Source organism: Roseateles sp. GW835-FHT13E02 (genome assembly GCF_058794035.1).
Map to the genome: position 1 here is coordinate 192,461 of NZ_JBXAGJ010000007.1, position 14,728 is coordinate 207,188.

The window sequence follows — 14,728 nt, forward strand, 5'->3', positions numbered from 1 at the left end:
GTGCTTGCAGTAAAGGAGTAGTCATGAATGTTTTGATCACCGGTGGCGCAGGCTTTATCGGCACCCACACCACACGTGCTTTGGTGGCCCAGGGGCATACGGTCCGAATCCTGGACAGCCTTGATCCCCAGATTCACGGGGCTGCACCTCAGTTCAGTGCCGAATTGCAGCAGCTTGCGGATTGCCGTCTGGGCTCGGTTCTGAGTTTGAGTGACTGCATGCAGGCCTTGGACGGTGTTGATGCGGTCTACCACATGGCAGCCCGCACCGGTGTAGGTCAAAGCATGTATGAAATCGCCGATTACGTGTCCACCAATGTCCTGGGCACGGCGGTGCTTTTGGAAGCAATTCTGAAGAAGAAGATGCAGCTGCACCGCCTGGTGCTGTCTTCGTCACGCGCGATTTACGGCGAGGGCCTTTACAACTGCGCGAGCCATGGTGTGCAGCATCCCGAGATTCGCTCGGTCGAAGCCATGAATCGCGGCGACTTTTCCATGCCTTGCCCACACTGCCAGACTGCCATGCAGGCCTTGCCCACGACGGAGGACTGCCCCTCTGCGCCGCTGTCGGTTTACGCGCGAACCAAGAAGGAGCAGGAGGACTACTGCGACTACTTTGCCAAGACCTACCGTTTGCCCGTCACCACGCTGCGCTACTTCAATGTGTACGGTTCCGGCCAGTCCTTGAAGAACCCCTACACCGGGGTGGTGTCCATCTTCTTTTCGCTGCTGCGCGAAGGCAAGGCCTTGTCCATGTACGAGAGCGGCTTGCCGATCCGAGATTTCGTTCATGTGCGTGACGTGGTTCAAGCCAATTTGCTGGCCTTGAGCTCGCCCCAGGCGGCAGGTCAGAAGTTCAATGTCGGATCCGGTGTTCCCGCCACCATCGCGGACATCGCGCGTACGCAAGCGCAAGCCATGAAGCTTGAAGCCAGCTTGGAGGATCGGGGCGAGTTCCGGGTGGGTGACATCTTTGCCTGCTATGCCGAGCTTGAGCATTCGCGCCGCGACCTGGGATTCAAGCCTCAAGTGGACCTCTTGCAGGGCATGGAAGAGTTTGTGGCCTGGGCCTCGGGCCAAGCGTCGGCCAATTTGTACGACAAGACCGTGAGCGAGCTCCGCGCTCATGGCTTGTTTGGGCAGGCGCGCCGGTCTTGACCGAACTCAACTTCCGCACGCCCCGAACCGAGTCGCCGTAGAAGCAAGCCATGTCCGCACCGAAACTTCTGTTCGTCGCCGAGGCTGTGTCCCTGGCCCACGTGGCGCGCCCTAGTGTGTTGGCCCATTGTGCGGTTGCGGCCGGCTATGAGGTGATCTTTGCCAGCAACGGCCAGTTCCCGGTGTGTTCTGCCAGCCCGGAATGGCAGTCCTACGCCTTGCACAGCATCGCGCCTGCGCTGTTTCTGCAGCGTTTGGCTGACGGTCAACCGGTGTACAACGAGGCCGAGCTGCGGGCGTATGTCGATGCCGACACCCGCATGCTGGAGGCGTTGCGTCCAGCGGCCATCGTCGGTGACTATCGACTGTCCCTGAGTGTGGCCGCGCGCAAAGTCGGCATCCCTTTGATGTCGATAGCTAATGCCCATTGGAGCCCTTTCGCTCGTGATCAGCAAATGCAAGCGCCGGAAATGGCGCCGGCCCGATATTTGGGTTACGCGGGTCTTGATCTTGTGTTTCGTGCCGTCTGGCCCTGGGCCAGCTTGCATCACTGTGCAGCCATGAATCGAGTGCGAGCCGACTACGGCCTGCCGGCCTACCGAAGCTTGCGTGAATACTATTGCGACGGCGATCTGACGCTGTATTCCGACACGCCGGCTCTGGTGCCAACCGCGGATTTACCGGCTTCTCATCGTTATGTGGGGCCCATCGTCTGGTCGCCGCAGATGACGCCGCCGGATTGGTGGGGCGTACCCGCGGGACAAGGTCGCCCGCTGGCCTACATCACCTTAGGCTCGACCGGCAGTGTTGACCTGCTGCCGGCCATCATTGATGCCTGCCTGGCTGAGGGCATGAGCTGCTTGGTGGCCACTGCAGGGCGCAGCGATTTCCGCTCGGACTCGCCCTATGTGTTTTGTGCCCCATATCTTCCGGGCAGCGAAGCGGCGGCCTGCGCTGATGTGGTGGTCTGCAATGGTGGTAGCGCCACGGTTCAACAGGCTCTGCAGAAGGGGCGGCCCGTGCTGGGCATTTGCTCCAACCTCGATCAGGTCTTGACCATGAAGGCCATGCAGCAAGCCGGTGTCGGGCGCTATTTCCGTGCCGGGCAGTTCTCGCAGTCACGCATGCGCCAAGCTCTGCGCGACCTGCGCGACGAGCCCGCGCTGCGTGCGCGTGCCCTGGCCATGGTCGAAGAGTTTGCGCGCTGGGATCCGCGTGTTCACTTTCCGAAGGCTTTGGCCGCGGTTCTGTCCTGAAGATGCGTCGCTCCGGGCCTGCTGTCCTGGGCCTGAGACAATGCACGGATGAATCCTTTATCCATGTCTGCATCTTCCCAGACCGTGCCCGCCGATGTGCGGCCCGAGGGCTTTCTTCGCGTCCAGGCTGCCTTGTTGCAACGGGGTCATGAACATCCGCCGCGCTGGCTGGACGTGGCGGCACGTACTTCGCAAGAAGCCGCCGATGCGTTGGGTGTCAGCCTTGGCCAGATTGCCAAATCGGTGGTGTTCCGTCGCCGCAGCGACGAGGCCGCGGTGATGGTGATCGCTTCGGGGGATCGCCGGGTCGACGAGAAGAAGCTGCAGCAGCACACCGGCGCTTTGGGGCGCGCGGACGCCGAGTATGTCAAGGCTCGCACCGGTTTCTCGATTGGCGGTGTGTCGCCACTGGGCTTTGCGCCGGCCGCAGATCTGCCCCAGCCGCTCTTGTTCCTGGATGCCGATCTGCGGCGCTTTGACTTCATTTGGGCCGCGGCCGGACACCCTAACGGCGTGTTCCTTATGAGCCCCGAGCAACTCCAGCGCCTGACGGGCGCTGAGTTCATCGAGGTGGTGCAAGCATGAGCGCGCTGCGCCCCCCTTCGCCGCCGGCCGTGCCGGCTCCTGGTTCCACCGTCAGTTCGCCCTGCACCAACATCTGCCGCATCCATGCACCCACCGGTTGGTGTGAGGGCTGTGCGCGCAGCATTCCGGAGATCACCGTCTGGTCGCGATCTGACGATGCGACACGGCTTGAGATCCTGGCGCGCCTGCCGGCGCGGCGCGAGCAATTGGCAGAGCAAGGCATCTTCATCGCCTGAAGATCGCGCCCCCCTTGCTCTTGTTTTTAATCATCCACCTGCAACAGGCTGAGGTCGGCAGGGCCGCAGCCGCCGTACCGGAGTCCTTCGCATGAAACATCTGCGTTTTTATTTCGATCCCATCTCTCCCTACGCCGCGCTTGCCTTCGAGCATCTGCCTCAGGCCCTGGAAGGGCTGAGCTACAGCGTCGAATATCGGCCGATTCTGTTCGCTGCTTTGCTCCACGCCTTGGGGCAGAAGGGGCCGGCCGAAATCGAGCCCAAACGACAGTGGACCTTCCGTCAGATCAGTTGGGCGGCGCACAAGCTGGGCCAGCCCCTGCAGGTCCCGGCCCAGCATCCTTTCAATCCGCTGCCGCTGTTGCGCCTGGCCTGGGCGTGTGCGCCGGCCGGTGACACGCCGAACCGGGCCACGGTGGAGCGCATATTTCGCCATGTTTGGCGCAGTGAGGGCGCTCATCCTGCCGACCCAGCTCGTCTGGCAGCGCTGAGCCAAGAACTGGCGCCGGTGCGCGATCCGGCCAGCGAAGAGGTCAAGGAGACCTTGCGCGTGGCCACCGAGGCCGCGCTGACCCTGGGCGTGTTTGGCGTGCCGACGATCGAGGTGGACGGCCGCCTGTTCTGGGGCCTGGACTCATTCGATATGGTGGCGGCCTACCTTAAGGGCGACCCCTGGTTCCAGCAAGGTGACTGGGAGGCGGCCGCGGTACCGCGCCCTGGAGTGCGTCGGGCGGCCCCTTGAGCAGCGCACTTCCCTCAGGCTGTGCCCGGGAGGGTGCGGTCTGTGCATGTCTTGAGCTGACGAGCTAGTTCAGCGGCATGGCGAGTCTGGCAATGCCAGCCCGGGACTTACCCTGAAAAGTCTGAAAATTTCGCATCACGAAATCCCCAAGCAGGGTTGCAGCGGATTTTGTCAGCCTGCGTTCAGTTCGGCGTCAGAGTTGGGTCAGAGCCGACTCCCATGATGCGTGTCAAGAGCTACCGGTCGGTGGCTCTCAAGCAAACGTCGGTTTGCAAGAGGATGGGCCCTCAGCCTTTGCCGGTGAGAGCCTCTCAGGACCCCAGGTCCATCCCCTTGTGGCCGGCTGCAATCAACGGAGACACCCACCATGGCAACTGCAAACGCAGTCTCCACCAACACGCCGATGACGGCCGAGGAAAAGAAGGTCATCTTCGCTTCCTCGCTCGGAACCGTGTTCGAGTGGTACGACTTCTACCTCTACGGTTCGCTGGCGGCCATCATCGCCAAGCAGTTCTTCTCGCAACTGGATCCGCAGGCGGCGTTCATCGCTTCGTTGCTGGCCTTTGCGGCCGGCTTCATCGTGCGCCCCTTCGGCGCGTTGGTGTTCGGTCGCCTGGGCGACATGATCGGTCGCAAGTACACCTTCCTGGTGACCATCCTGATCATGGGTCTGTCGACCTTCATCGTCGGTATCTTGCCGGGCTCGGCCACCATCGGTGCCGCAGCCCCGGTGATCCTGATCGGTCTGCGCATGCTGCAGGGCCTCGCGCTGGGCGGCGAGTACGGCGGTGCAGCCACCTATGTGGCCGAGCATGCGCCTCACGGCAAGCGTGGCGCCTACACCTCCTGGATTCAAACCACCGCGACCCTGGGCCTGTTCCTGTCGTTGATGGTGATTCTGGGCACCCGTACCGTGGTCGGTGAGGCTGCGTTCGCCGAGTGGGGCTGGCGCGTGCCTTTCATCGTCTCCATCCTGCTGCTGGCCATCAGCGTCTGGATTCGTCTGTCGATGAATGAGTCGCCGGCCTTCCAGAAGATGAAGTCGGAAGGCAAGACCTCCAAGGCCCCGCTGTCCGAGTCCTTCGGTCAATGGAAGAACCTGAAGATCGTCGTGCTGGCACTGTTCGGCCTGGTTGCCGGTCAAGGCGTGGTTTGGTACTCGGGCCAGTTCTACGCCCTGTTCTTCCTGACCAGCGTGCTCAAGGTGGACAACGCCACGGCCAACATCATGGTGGCGGTCTCGCTGCTGCTGGGCACGCCTTTCTTCGTGGTGTTCGGTACGCTGTCCGACAAGATCGGCCGCAAGCCCATCATCATGGCCGGCCTGCTGCTTGCCATCGTCACCTACTTCCCGCTGTTCAAGGCCCTGACCAACGCCGCCAACCCGGATCTGGCCAAGGCACAAGCGACCGCGCAAATCACGTTGACGGTGGACATGAACACCTGCTCCTTCCAGGGCAGCCCGATTGCGCGTGAGGTGGACTTCACCAGCTCCTGCGACATCGCCAAGCGTGCGCTGGCCCAGTCTTCGGCCAGTTATGAGACCCTGCCCGGCGAGGCCGGTTCGGTGGCCGTCATCAAGATCGGCGAGAAGGTCATCACCGGTCTGAATGCCACCAAGCTGAACGAGCACAAGTTCGATGAAGCCACGACCAAGGGCATCGCTGCCTTCAAGAAGGAACTGGCTGAAGGCCTGAAGGCTGCAGGCTATCCGGCCAAGGCCGATCCGGCCAAGGTCAACCAGCCGCTGGTGGTGGGCATCCTGTTCATCCTGGTGCTGTACGTGACCATGGTCTATGGTCCGATCGCCGCCATGCTGGTGGAGATGTTCCCGACCCGTATCCGCTACACCTCGATGAGCCTGCCGTATCACATTGGTAACGGCTGGTTCGGTGGTCTGCTGCCCTCCATCACCTTCGCGATGGTGGCTCAGAACGGCAACATCTATCACGGCCTGTGGTACCCGATCGGCGTGGCCGCCATGACCCTGGTCATCGGCCTGCTGTTCGTGCGTGAAACCAAGGATGTGGACATTTACGCCAAGGACTGAGCGTTTCATCTTCGAGCCATCTGGCTCATCAAAAGGGAGGCCCTGGGCCTCCCTTTTTTATTGGGCTTGTTGCTTGCAGAGGAAATGCGTGCAGGTGCGCTGGGCGAGCCGATCCACGCTCAGGCAGATGGGCTCGGGGCAGATTTCTTGCTAAATTGGTCTTACTTTGGTTTTATTGGCTTTCACATGAACACCAAGCTCTGTTCCCTTGCGTCTGCGGTTTCCCTTGCTTCCAGGCGCTGGCTGGGGCCGCTGCTCGTGCTCGCAGCGCTGCCGGTAGGTGCACCAGCGAGCGCGCCACCCCCGGCATCGACCCCGGCCGCTGCAGGCGCATCGGTTCTGGCGGGGCTTCCGGTGGATCTGCGGCCGCTGCGCAGCTTGTCGCCGGCGGATGAAGACTTCAGCGACCTGGCCCCTTTGGCCAAGGAACTGGACGGTGTTCGGGTTCTGGCCTTGGGCGAGCAGACCCATGGCGGCCGCGAGGAGTTTTTGCTCAAGCTGCGCCTCTTGCGTTTCCTGCATGAAAAGCTGGGCTACGAGGTGCTGCTCCTGGAGAGTGGCTTTTATGACATTGGCCGTCTGGCTCAGGCGATGGCCGCGGGTCAGAGCCTGGATGCGCTGGCGCCAGGCAATGTGTTTTTCATGTACGCCAAGACCGCCGAAGGCCGCTTGTTGCTGCAGTATCTGGATCGTCGGCAGAGCAGCAGCCGCCCCTTGCAACTGGCGGGTTTCGACAGCCAGCACAGCGGGGAACTCAGCCTGAAAGGCTTGCTGCCCGGGCTGCGAGAGCGCATTCAGCTGCGAGCGCCTGAGCTGGCCCGGGACCACGTCTGGCAGCCCTTCGCGCAACTCGCCCAGGCCTTGCTGAGTCTGCGGCCGCCCCTGCCCGAGGCTGCGGAGCAAGCCGGCTTCTTCCAGCAGGTTCAGGCCCAGCGTCAGGCCTTGTGCCGAGAGATTCCCCCGGAGCAGCGTGCAGGTGTCGGCTCCGAGGGGTGGTGGTGCCAGTTGTTGGGCAGCATCGAGTCCCAGGCCCGCAGCCTTTGGAGCGAGGGACGCGACTTTCAGCGTGATATCCAGATGGGCCGCCATGCCATCTGGCTGATGGAACAACAGTTCCCGGGCAAGAAGGCCGTGGTGTGGGCGCATACCGTGCATGTCGCGCGAGGCTTTGAGCGCAGCCCGGCGCACCCGCAATCCGGTGAAGTGATGGCCCGGCACTGGGGCCCGGCCTACAAGGTGCTGCAGTTCAGTGCCAGTGGTGGTCAGGTGCTGGATTACCTGCGCGCAGTGCCGCAGTCTGTGCCCGCGCCGGTGCCGGGCAGTCTGGAGGCCTTGATTGCCCGATCTCGCCCAGGTGCTGTGGCGTCGCCGGCTCAGCTCTTGATCGCGCGTGGACCGGTGACGCTCCCCCAGCACAGTTTTGAGTACCAGAGTGGGGGCATCGAAGCCTCGCGAGGCCCGGGTCGCCTGGGACAGAACTGGGATTTTCTGATCCACATCCCGCGCATGAACCCTGTGCAGATGGTGCGCTGAGGCGCATCCGAGCTCAGCCTGCGCTCAGGCTGCTGTCAGCTTGGCTGGCAAGAATGCCGCCATCCTTTCTTCTTTTAATGGGAATACACCATGTGGAAACTGCTCGTCGGCTTCATTGCGTTTGCGGCTCTGGCCATCTTCATCATGAGCAAGGGTGGCGACATTGACATGAGCGGCGAGAAGCACGATGTGGCGGCTCCCCATGCCGCCGAAGCGCCCGCGGCCAGTTCGGCTCCGGCCTCTGCGACCCCGGAAGCCACCTCTGCGCCGGCTTCAGCCGCTTCGAACTGAGTCATGCCAGATGCCGGGCCCAGCCCGTCGGCATCGGCTTTGAGCTGAGCGCCCTGTGAAGGGCGCGCTGCGAACCCTGGCCGGCAAGGGCGCTCAGTGCAAGGCGTCCTCGCTGCCGCCGCTGCGCTGTGGCGCATTCAGCGGCAGGCGCATCACCATGCGTGTGCCCTGGCCGACGCTGCTGATCACCTCGATCTGTCCGCCCAGCACATGGGTGACGATGTTGTGCACGATGTGCATGCCCAGGCCGGAGCCGCCGGTGCCCAGCTTGGTGGTGAAGAAGGGATCGAAGATGCGGCGGCGCACCGATTCGTCCATGCCGCGGCCGTCGTCCTCGACGCTCAGTTCCACCTCCTCGCCGCTGCTGCCGTACATGCAGCGCACCAGGACCTGGCCTTGTTCGCGGCCTTCAAAGCCATGCACCAGGGCGTTGATCAACAGATTGGTCAACACCTGGCCCAAGGAGCCGGGGTAGCTGCTCATCGCGATGCCGCGGGTCAGTTCGGTCTTGATCAGGAAGGGCGTGTGCTTGAAGCTGGGCTCCACCATCACCAGCACATCTTCGATCACGCGATCGAGTTCGAAATCTCGCCGTGAGTCGGTGGTCTGGTCGATGGCCACGCGTTTGAAGTCGCGCACCAGGTCGGCCGCTTTCTGCACATTGCGTTGCAGGATGTCCTGCCCGCGCCGGGTGTCGCGCACCAGGTCCTCCAACACGCTGCGGCGCATGGGCGTGTTGTTCGCCAGCATCTCGTCGAGCTGTTTGTAGCGATCTTCCAGCGAGGACACCACGGTCAGGGAGTTGCCCAACGGCGTGTTCAGCTCATGGGCCACCCCGGCCACCAAGCGGCCCAGCGAGGCCAGCTTTTCCGACTCGACCAGCTCATGCTGGGCGGTCTTGAGGTTGGCCAGGGCCTGGGTCAGATCGGCATTGCTGGTGGTCAGCTCGGCGGTGCGCTGCTCCACCTGTTCCTCCAGGGTATTGGCATGCTCGCGCAAGGCATCAAAGGCCTGCAGCAGTGACTGGCGCATATGCTCCATGGCCTGGCCCACCCGGGCGATCTCGTCGCTGCCTCCCAGTTTCAGCGGCTGCTGCAGCTGGCCGGCGGCCAGGGCTTCGGCGGCCTGGGTCATCTGGGTCATGGGTTGCAGCACGCGGCGCTGCATCACCCAGAGGATCAGGGCCGAGGACAGGGTCAGGGTCAGAAAGCTGCGCCAGAGGGTGCGCAACATTTCCGCCTGCTTGGTCTCCAGCAGGGGCGCTGCGCTCATCTCGACCGTCAGCTCGGCGATCTTGCGGCCATCGCGCAGCACGGGCCGGCTTTCGCTGAGCGTCAGGTCCGGTTCGTTGGCTGCCAGCTTGCGGCGCAGCTCCTGGAAGGGGGCGACATTGGAGGGTTCACGCACCACCACCGAGACAAAGCGAGGGTCGTCGAACTGGGCCTTGATCATGGGCTCGGCCAGGTCAGGCGAGACCTGCCACACCGGTTCGGCCAGGGACAGCGACATGACCTCGGTCGTGCGCACCAGATCTCGTTTCAGGTCCTCCAGCGCGGTCCGCCGGGTTTTCTGGGCGTCGTACAGAAGCACCAGTGCGGTCGGCACCAGCAGGCCGATCAGCAGGGCCACGATGACGGCGTAGCGCAGCGAGGCGCGTTCGAACATCACGCGGTCTGCTCCGAGGCCGGGGCTGGGCGGGAATGCGTCAGCGGCAGGATGTTCAAACGGGGCGTCATTGCAAGGGCAGGGGACGAACTGCCCTCAGTGTATGGGCAGACGCGGCCCGGTCAAGTCGGGGCAGTGGCCCGGCGTCGCGCGGCCGCGTCGGCGGCGTGTCGGGCGGGCGGCCGGGCAGGCTGGTGCTGTGCATGGGGGCGGGCTCAGGCCGCCTCCGCGCTGAGCACGGTGACGCAGTTGCGGCCGCAGCGTTTGGAGGCGTAGAGCGCGCGGTCAGCCCGCTCAAAGAAGTCGTTCGCACTCTCGCCCGGCGTCATCTGCGTCACGCCCATGGACATGGTGATGCGCTCCAGGCTGGGCTGGGCCTGGGCCGGACGGATGCGGCTGGCCGCCACGCTGGCGCGCATCTGTTCGGCCAGACCTTGGGCCTGCGCCAGGCTGGCATGCGGCAGCAGCAGGGCGAACTCCTCGCCGCCCACCCGGGCCGGCAGGCTGTCGCCGCGTGCCACCTGCTTGAGCGTTTGGGCTACGGCGCGCAGCACATGGTCGCCGAACAAATGGCCAAAGCTGTCATTGACGCGTTTGAAGAAGTCGATGTCGCCCAGAACCAGGCAGGGCGCTTGCGCGTCCTCGGCACGGCGGTCCTCGTGCTCGGTTCGCAGGCCGGTGCGGCTGGCGGCGCACAGGCTGAGCTCCTGCTCGAAGGCGCGGCGGTTGGCCAGACCGGTGAGCGAATCCACCAAGGCATCGGCCCGCGCCCGGCGCACTTCTTCGCGCAGCAGGCGCAGCTCGTTCTGGCTGCCGTCCAAGCGATCCTGCAGGGTTTGCAGGGTGGCGCGGATGTCCTGGGTACCGACCAGCAATTGCTGGACGATCTGGCCCGGCGTCTGGCCGCTGCGCTCGGCCGCCGGCACGGCTTCGACCAGCAGCTCTTCCACCCAGCGCTGCAGCGAGGCCTCAAACCCGGCCGTTTGCCGGCCGGCCAGCGAGGCCGAGGCCGATAGGGTGTCGAGCACCCGGTTCAGGCCGTCGCCGATGTTCTGGGCGGTGCGGGCATTGAAATCGCTGACATGGTCCTGGTAGAGCTGCAGGGTCTGCGCCTCGTCGAGGCTGCGCTCGTCCTGCGTCAAGGTTTGCAGGGCGTGGCTCAGGGCGGGGTTGATGCCGCTGACATGCTCGTACCAGACCGCATAGCTGATCGGGTGCAAAGCAGCGCGCTGACGCGTCATCTGGGGCAGGGCGGCGCGCAGGTGCTCGGCGCTGCGCGCCATGCTGTCTTGGTATCTCATCGGGGAACCCTCGAAGCTTGGCGTTTTGATTGCTTTTCAATGGGCCAAGATCGGTGGTGTTCCGTGACCGGACCTCCAACTGCTGCCGGGTGGCGACGCATGTTCAGCGGCCCCGGTCTGCTTGGCATGCCGGGCCTATCGGCAGCGCTTGCGTGAACTCAAGCCTTCAGCGGCACAGACAGGCCAGGCCCATCCACGCGAGGCTGATTTTTGTCAATTAGTGCCGGCTCTCTAGGCCTTAGTCTGCCGGCTGTTCTTCATCCACCGTGCGGGGCGCTCAGCGCCCGAGCCTGCCCATGACTGAAACCTCCAGCCCCCAGCAGCAGCTGCAATCCCTGTTCGAGCGCAGCGGTCTGCGCGCTCTTGAGTTGAAGGGCCGTCGCTTGCTGCCCATCGTGCAAGGCGGCATGGGCGTGGGCGTCAGCGCCCAGCAACTGGCCGGCACGGTGGCCAGTCTTGGCGGTGTGGGCACCTTGAGCTCGGTGGATCTGCGCCGCCAGCATCCCGACCTGATGGCTCGCACCGAGGGCCACAATGCGGGCGACGCGGCCAAGCGCCTGATCAACGAGGTCAATCTGATTGCACTCGAGCGCGAGATCCAGGGCGCCAAGCAGCGCGCCCAGGGCCGCGGTCTGGTGGCTTTGAACGTCATGCGTGCGGTGGCCGAGTACGCGCCCCAGGTGCGTCGGGCGCTGGAGTGCGGCATCGAGGCCGTGGTGGTGGGGGCGGGCCTGCCGCTGGACCTGCCCGACCTGGCGGCCGAGCACCCGCAGGTGGCTTTGATCCCCATCCTCAGCGATGCCCGCGGCGTGCAGCTGATCGTGCGCAAATGGGAGCGCAAGCAGCGCTTGCCCGATGCCATCGTCATCGAGCACCCGCGACTGGCCGGTGGCCACTTGGGCGCGGCCAAGGTCGCCGATGTGCACGATCCGCGCTTCGATTTCGAGCGCGTGATTCCCGAGTGCCTGGAGTATTTCGAGAAGGCCGGCATTGCGGGCCAGATCCCCTTGATCGCGGCCGGCGGCGTGCGCAGCTTCGCCGACATCCAGCGCCTGCAATCTTTGGGCGCGGCCGGCGTGCAACTGGGCACGCCGTTTGCGGTGACCACCGAGGGCGATGCCCACCCCGAGTTCAAGCGCGTGCTGGCCGAAGCGCAGGAGAGCGATTTGGTCGAGTTCATCAGCGTGGCTGGCCTGCCAGCTCGCGCCGTGGCCACCCCTTGGCTGCGCAACTACCTGCGCGCCGCGCCCAAGCTGCAGGCCATGGCCCAGGTCAAGAGCCGCTGTACCAAGGCCTTCGATTGCCTGGCGCAATGCGGCTTGCGCGATGGTCTCAAGGACGCCGGCCAGTTCTGCATCGACAACCAGCTGGCAGCCGCCTTGCGCGGCGATGTCAAGCATGGCTTGTTCTTCCGCGGTGTAGGGGCTTTGCCCTTCGGTGCGCAGATCCGCAGCGTCGCGGAGTTGATGCAATGCCTGCTCAGCCCTGGCGGCGCGCAGGCTTTGAACGCCTCGATCTGAGAGGCGGTTCACGCCCGGATGGGGCCAGGCCAGCACGGGTTTTTCCGGGTGCCAAGGGTCACCCGTGCGACAAATCCCTGCGCCACAATCGCGCCTTGAATTTTCGCTGACGGCCCCTTCGTGGCCGGCGAAAAACAAGGGACGAGGGTGAGGGGGAGAGTCATGCGTGACGCTGGAGGAAGGGCTGTTGTGTCAGCCCGGCAGCAGGGCACCGTGGTGCCCGTTTGGAACAGGTGGGCGTTGCTGGCTTTGGTTCTGTCTTGCCTGTGGTGCAGCGGTCTGGCCCAGGCGCAGATCAAGATCGGCCAAACGGCGGGTTTCAGCGGACCCGCTGCCACCGGCGTGCAGGAAATCACCGACGGCGCGCGCCTGTATTTCGACGCCATCAATGCCCAGGGCGGCATCAAGGGTCAGCCCATCGAGCTGGTCTCTTTGGATGACAAGTACGACCCGCGACTCAGTGCGGCCAATGCCGAGCGTCTGATCGACGAAGGGGTGGTGGCCTTGTTCCTGAGCCGCGGCACCGCGCAAAGCCAGGCTCTGCTACCCTTGCTCAGCAAGCATCAGATGGCCTTGGTGGCGCCGTCCAGCGGTGCCATGGTGCTGCATCAGCCCATGATCCCCCAGGTCTTCAATGTGCGCGCCACCTTCCAGAAGGAAGCGGCGCGCGCGGTGCAGCACCTGGCATCGATCGGGGTCAAGCGGGTGACCATTGTTCAAGTCAACGATGCCTTCGGCAACGATGCCGGTCTCGGTGCGATCAAGGGCCTGGAAGCCCAGGGCATGAAGGCCTCGGCCATCCTGCGCTTCGATGGCGCCAGGCCCGAGCTGGGGCCCTTGATGGAGCAGGTGGCACGGGCCGGTGTCGAGGCCGTGCTTTTCATTGGGCCCAGCCATGCGGTGGTGCAAGGGGTCAACGCCTTGCGTGCGACCGGTTCCAAAGCCCAGGTGGCCACGCTGTCCAACAATGCTTCAGTCGATTTCGTCAAAGCCCTGGGCGAGAACGCGCATGGCGTGATCGTCACCCAGGTCTTCCCCTACGAGCGATCGACCAACAACCCCTTGGTGCGTGAAGCCCTAGGGCTGGCCAAGGCGCGTGGTCGCAATGAACTGAGCCCTTCGCAGATCGAAGGGTTTGCAGCGGCCAAGCTGCTGGTCGAAGGCCTCAAGCGCAGCGTCAAGGACATCAGCCGGGCCAGCCTGCTCAAGTCTTTGGAAAGCTTGCAGCGTCTGGACCTGGGCGGCGTCGAGTTGCACTACGGCCCCAAGGACCGCAGCGGTCTGGATTTCGTGGACATCTCCATCATCGGCCCCGACGGCAAGTTCTGGCGCTGACCGCGCAGCGCCTGGCTCGCTCCGTCCCGTCCCGGCCCTCCGCTTCAGGCGAGAGAGCCTCGCATCCATAGGAAGGCCCGGTTCGCACGCGGGCCCTGGCTGGCTTCTATGATGGCTGGCGATGTCCTCTTCGTCTCCCGTTTCTCCCGCTTCTCCCGGCTTGCCAGTGGCGCCTCCGCCCCGCCTCTGGCCCGGCTTCGCCCTGGCCACCGCTGGCGCCATCGCCTTCTCGGGCAAGGCCATCATCGTCAAGCTGGCCTACCGGCATGGTGTCGATGCCATCACCTTGCTGATGCTGCGCATGCTGATGGCCCTGCCCCTGTTTGTGCTGCTGGCCTGGTGGGCCGGGCGGGGCAAGCCGGCGCTGACCCGGCGTGACGCCTGGGTGGTGCTGGGCCTGGGCTTCAGCGGCTACTACCTGGCCAGCTTTCTGGATTTCGCCGGCCTGGCATTCGTCAGCGCCAGTTTCGAGCGCCTGATCCTGTACCTCAACCCGACCCTGGTCTTGCTGCTGGGTTGGCTGTTCTTCAAGCGCCGTGTCACTGGCCGGCAGTTGCTGGCTCTGGCCATCAGCTACAGCGGTGTTTTGCTGGTGTTTGGGCAGGAGCTGTCCTTGCAAGGCCCGCATGTGGGCCTCGGCGCGGCCTTGGTATTTGGCAGTGCGCTCAGCTATGCCTGCTACCTGCTGTTCAGCGGCGAAGAAGTGCGGCGCCTGGGGGCGATGCGCCTGACCGGCCTGGCCACCACGGTGGCCTGCCTGCTTTGCATCGCTCAGTTCCTGCTGTTGCGGCCGCTCAGCGGCCTGGCCCAGCTGGCGCCCGAGGTGTGGTGGCTGTCCTTGCTGAACGCCACCGCGTGCACCTTTGCGCCGGTGCTGATGGTGATGCTGGCGATCGAGCGATTGGGCGCCAGCCTGGCGGCCCAGACCGGCATGGTGGGGCCCATGTCCACCATCGTGCTGGGCGCGCTGATTTTGGATGAACCCTTCACGGTCTGGGTGCTGATGGGCACGCTGCTGGTGCTGGGCGGGGTGTGGTTGTTGACGCGTTGGAGGTGA

General features: G+C 64.4%; 13 protein-coding genes. 10 read left to right on the forward strand and 3 right to left on the reverse strand.

The annotated features are described in order from the left end of the window. Nucleotides 1-23: 23 nt before the first annotated feature. The 7 genes from AC1Q6P_RS09210 to AC1Q6P_RS09240 all read left to right on the forward strand — a co-directional run bounded on the left by AC1Q6P_RS09210 (nt 24) and on the right by AC1Q6P_RS09240 (nt 7,559). Entirely contained in the window at nt 24-1,157 is a 1,134-nt protein-coding gene (locus AC1Q6P_RS09210; RefSeq protein ID WP_492663566.1) for an NAD-dependent epimerase/dehydratase family protein, read from the forward strand. Nucleotides 1,158-1,207: 50 nt separating this feature from the next. After that, a complete protein-coding gene (locus tag AC1Q6P_RS09215) occupies nt 1,208-2,413 on the forward strand; it encodes a glycosyltransferase (protein WP_492663565.1) in 1,206 nt (401 codons plus the stop codon). A gap of 63 nt (nt 2,414-2,476) precedes the next feature. Next, nucleotides 2,477-2,998 carry a YbaK/EbsC family protein gene (locus tag AC1Q6P_RS09220; protein WP_102770152.1) on the forward strand — a complete coding sequence of 174 codons (522 nt, stop codon included), beginning with the start codon at nt 2,477-2,479 and terminating at the stop codon, nt 2,996-2,998. After that, nucleotides 2,995-3,234 carry a DUF1289 domain-containing protein gene (locus AC1Q6P_RS09225; RefSeq protein WP_492663564.1) on the forward strand — a complete coding sequence of 80 codons (240 nt, stop codon included), beginning with the start codon at nt 2,995-2,997 and terminating at the stop codon, nt 3,232-3,234. Before AC1Q6P_RS09220 ends, AC1Q6P_RS09225 begins: the two co-directional genes overlap by 4 nt. 91 nt (nt 3,235-3,325) lie before the next feature. Continuing rightward, the gene (locus AC1Q6P_RS09230) at nt 3,326-3,976 is read left to right on the forward strand and encodes a 2-hydroxychromene-2-carboxylate isomerase (RefSeq protein WP_271009188.1); all 651 of its coding nucleotides are present in this window, start codon (nt 3,326-3,328) and stop codon (nt 3,974-3,976) included. 367 nt (nt 3,977-4,343) lie between these two features. Continuing rightward, nucleotides 4,344-6,026 carry an MFS transporter gene (locus AC1Q6P_RS09235; protein ID WP_207796057.1) on the forward strand — a complete coding sequence of 561 codons (1,683 nt, stop codon included), beginning with the start codon at nt 4,344-4,346 and terminating at the stop codon, nt 6,024-6,026. A 354-nt stretch (nt 6,027-6,380) separates the two neighbouring features. Continuing rightward, on the forward strand, nt 6,381-7,559 hold the full coding sequence (locus AC1Q6P_RS09240; protein WP_492663563.1) for an erythromycin esterase family protein: 1,179 nt from the start codon (nt 6,381-6,383) through the stop codon (nt 7,557-7,559). A 24-nt stretch (nt 7,560-7,583) separates the two neighbouring features. Here AC1Q6P_RS09240 and AC1Q6P_RS09245 read toward each other — a convergent pair whose 3' ends face one another. The 3 genes from AC1Q6P_RS09245 to AC1Q6P_RS09255 all read right to left on the reverse strand — a co-directional run bounded on the left by AC1Q6P_RS09245 (nt 7,584) and on the right by AC1Q6P_RS09255 (nt 10,816). Continuing rightward, complete coding sequence (locus tag AC1Q6P_RS09245) at nt 7,584-7,745, reverse strand: hypothetical protein (protein WP_285806014.1); 162 nt, start codon at nt 7,743-7,745, stop codon at nt 7,584-7,586. Nucleotides 7,746-7,943: 198 nt separating this feature from the next. Further along, complete coding sequence (locus AC1Q6P_RS09250) at nt 7,944-9,515, reverse strand: sensor histidine kinase (protein WP_102770158.1); 1,572 nt, start codon at nt 9,513-9,515, stop codon at nt 7,944-7,946. A 215-nt stretch (nt 9,516-9,730) separates the two neighbouring features. Then, nucleotides 9,731-10,816, reverse strand: a complete 1,086-nt coding sequence (locus AC1Q6P_RS09255; protein ID WP_492663562.1) for a GGDEF domain-containing protein — start codon at nt 10,814-10,816, stop codon at nt 9,731-9,733. A gap of 296 nt (nt 10,817-11,112) precedes the next feature. Here AC1Q6P_RS09255 and AC1Q6P_RS09260 point away from each other — a divergent pair, with 296 nt between their 5' ends. From AC1Q6P_RS09260 to AC1Q6P_RS09270, 3 genes are all read left to right on the forward strand, one after another. Further along, entirely contained in the window at nt 11,113-12,336 is a 1,224-nt protein-coding gene (locus tag AC1Q6P_RS09260) for an NAD(P)H-dependent flavin oxidoreductase (RefSeq protein WP_492663561.1), read from the forward strand. A 240-nt stretch (nt 12,337-12,576) separates the two neighbouring features. Beyond that, a complete protein-coding gene (locus AC1Q6P_RS09265) occupies nt 12,577-13,671 on the forward strand; it encodes an ABC transporter substrate-binding protein (RefSeq protein ID WP_492663560.1) in 1,095 nt (364 codons plus the stop codon). 121 nt (nt 13,672-13,792) lie between these two features. Continuing rightward, on the forward strand, nt 13,793-14,728 hold the full coding sequence (locus tag AC1Q6P_RS09270; RefSeq protein WP_492663559.1) for a DMT family transporter: 936 nt from the start codon (nt 13,793-13,795) through the stop codon (nt 14,726-14,728).

What these genes read in the sequence shown, in the direction of transcription:
- AC1Q6P_RS09210 (WP_492663566.1), top strand. Translation starts at nt 24, where the DNA reads ATGAATGTTTTGATCACCGGTGGCGCAGGCTTTATCGGCACCCACACC.
- AC1Q6P_RS09215 (WP_492663565.1), top strand. Translation starts at nt 1,208, where the DNA reads ATGTCCGCACCGAAACTTCTGTTCGTCGCCGAGGCTGTGTCCCTGGCC.
- AC1Q6P_RS09220 (WP_102770152.1), top strand. Translation starts at nt 2,477, where the DNA reads ATGTCTGCATCTTCCCAGACCGTGCCCGCCGATGTGCGGCCCGAGGGC.
- AC1Q6P_RS09225 (WP_492663564.1), top strand. Translation starts at nt 2,995, where the DNA reads ATGAGCGCGCTGCGCCCCCCTTCGCCGCCGGCCGTGCCGGCTCCTGGT.
- AC1Q6P_RS09230 (WP_271009188.1), top strand. Translation starts at nt 3,326, where the DNA reads ATGAAACATCTGCGTTTTTATTTCGATCCCATCTCTCCCTACGCCGCG.
- AC1Q6P_RS09235 (WP_207796057.1), top strand. Translation starts at nt 4,344, where the DNA reads ATGGCAACTGCAAACGCAGTCTCCACCAACACGCCGATGACGGCCGAG.
- AC1Q6P_RS09250 (WP_102770158.1), bottom strand. Translation starts at nt 9,515, where the DNA reads ATGTTCGAACGCGCCTCGCTGCGCTACGCCGTCATCGTGGCCCTGCTG.
- AC1Q6P_RS09255 (WP_492663562.1), bottom strand. Translation starts at nt 10,816, where the DNA reads ATGAGATACCAAGACAGCATGGCGCGCAGCGCCGAGCACCTGCGCGCC.
- AC1Q6P_RS09260 (WP_492663561.1), top strand. Translation starts at nt 11,113, where the DNA reads ATGACTGAAACCTCCAGCCCCCAGCAGCAGCTGCAATCCCTGTTCGAG.
- AC1Q6P_RS09270 (WP_492663559.1), top strand. Translation starts at nt 13,793, where the DNA reads ATGTCCTCTTCGTCTCCCGTTTCTCCCGCTTCTCCCGGCTTGCCAGTG.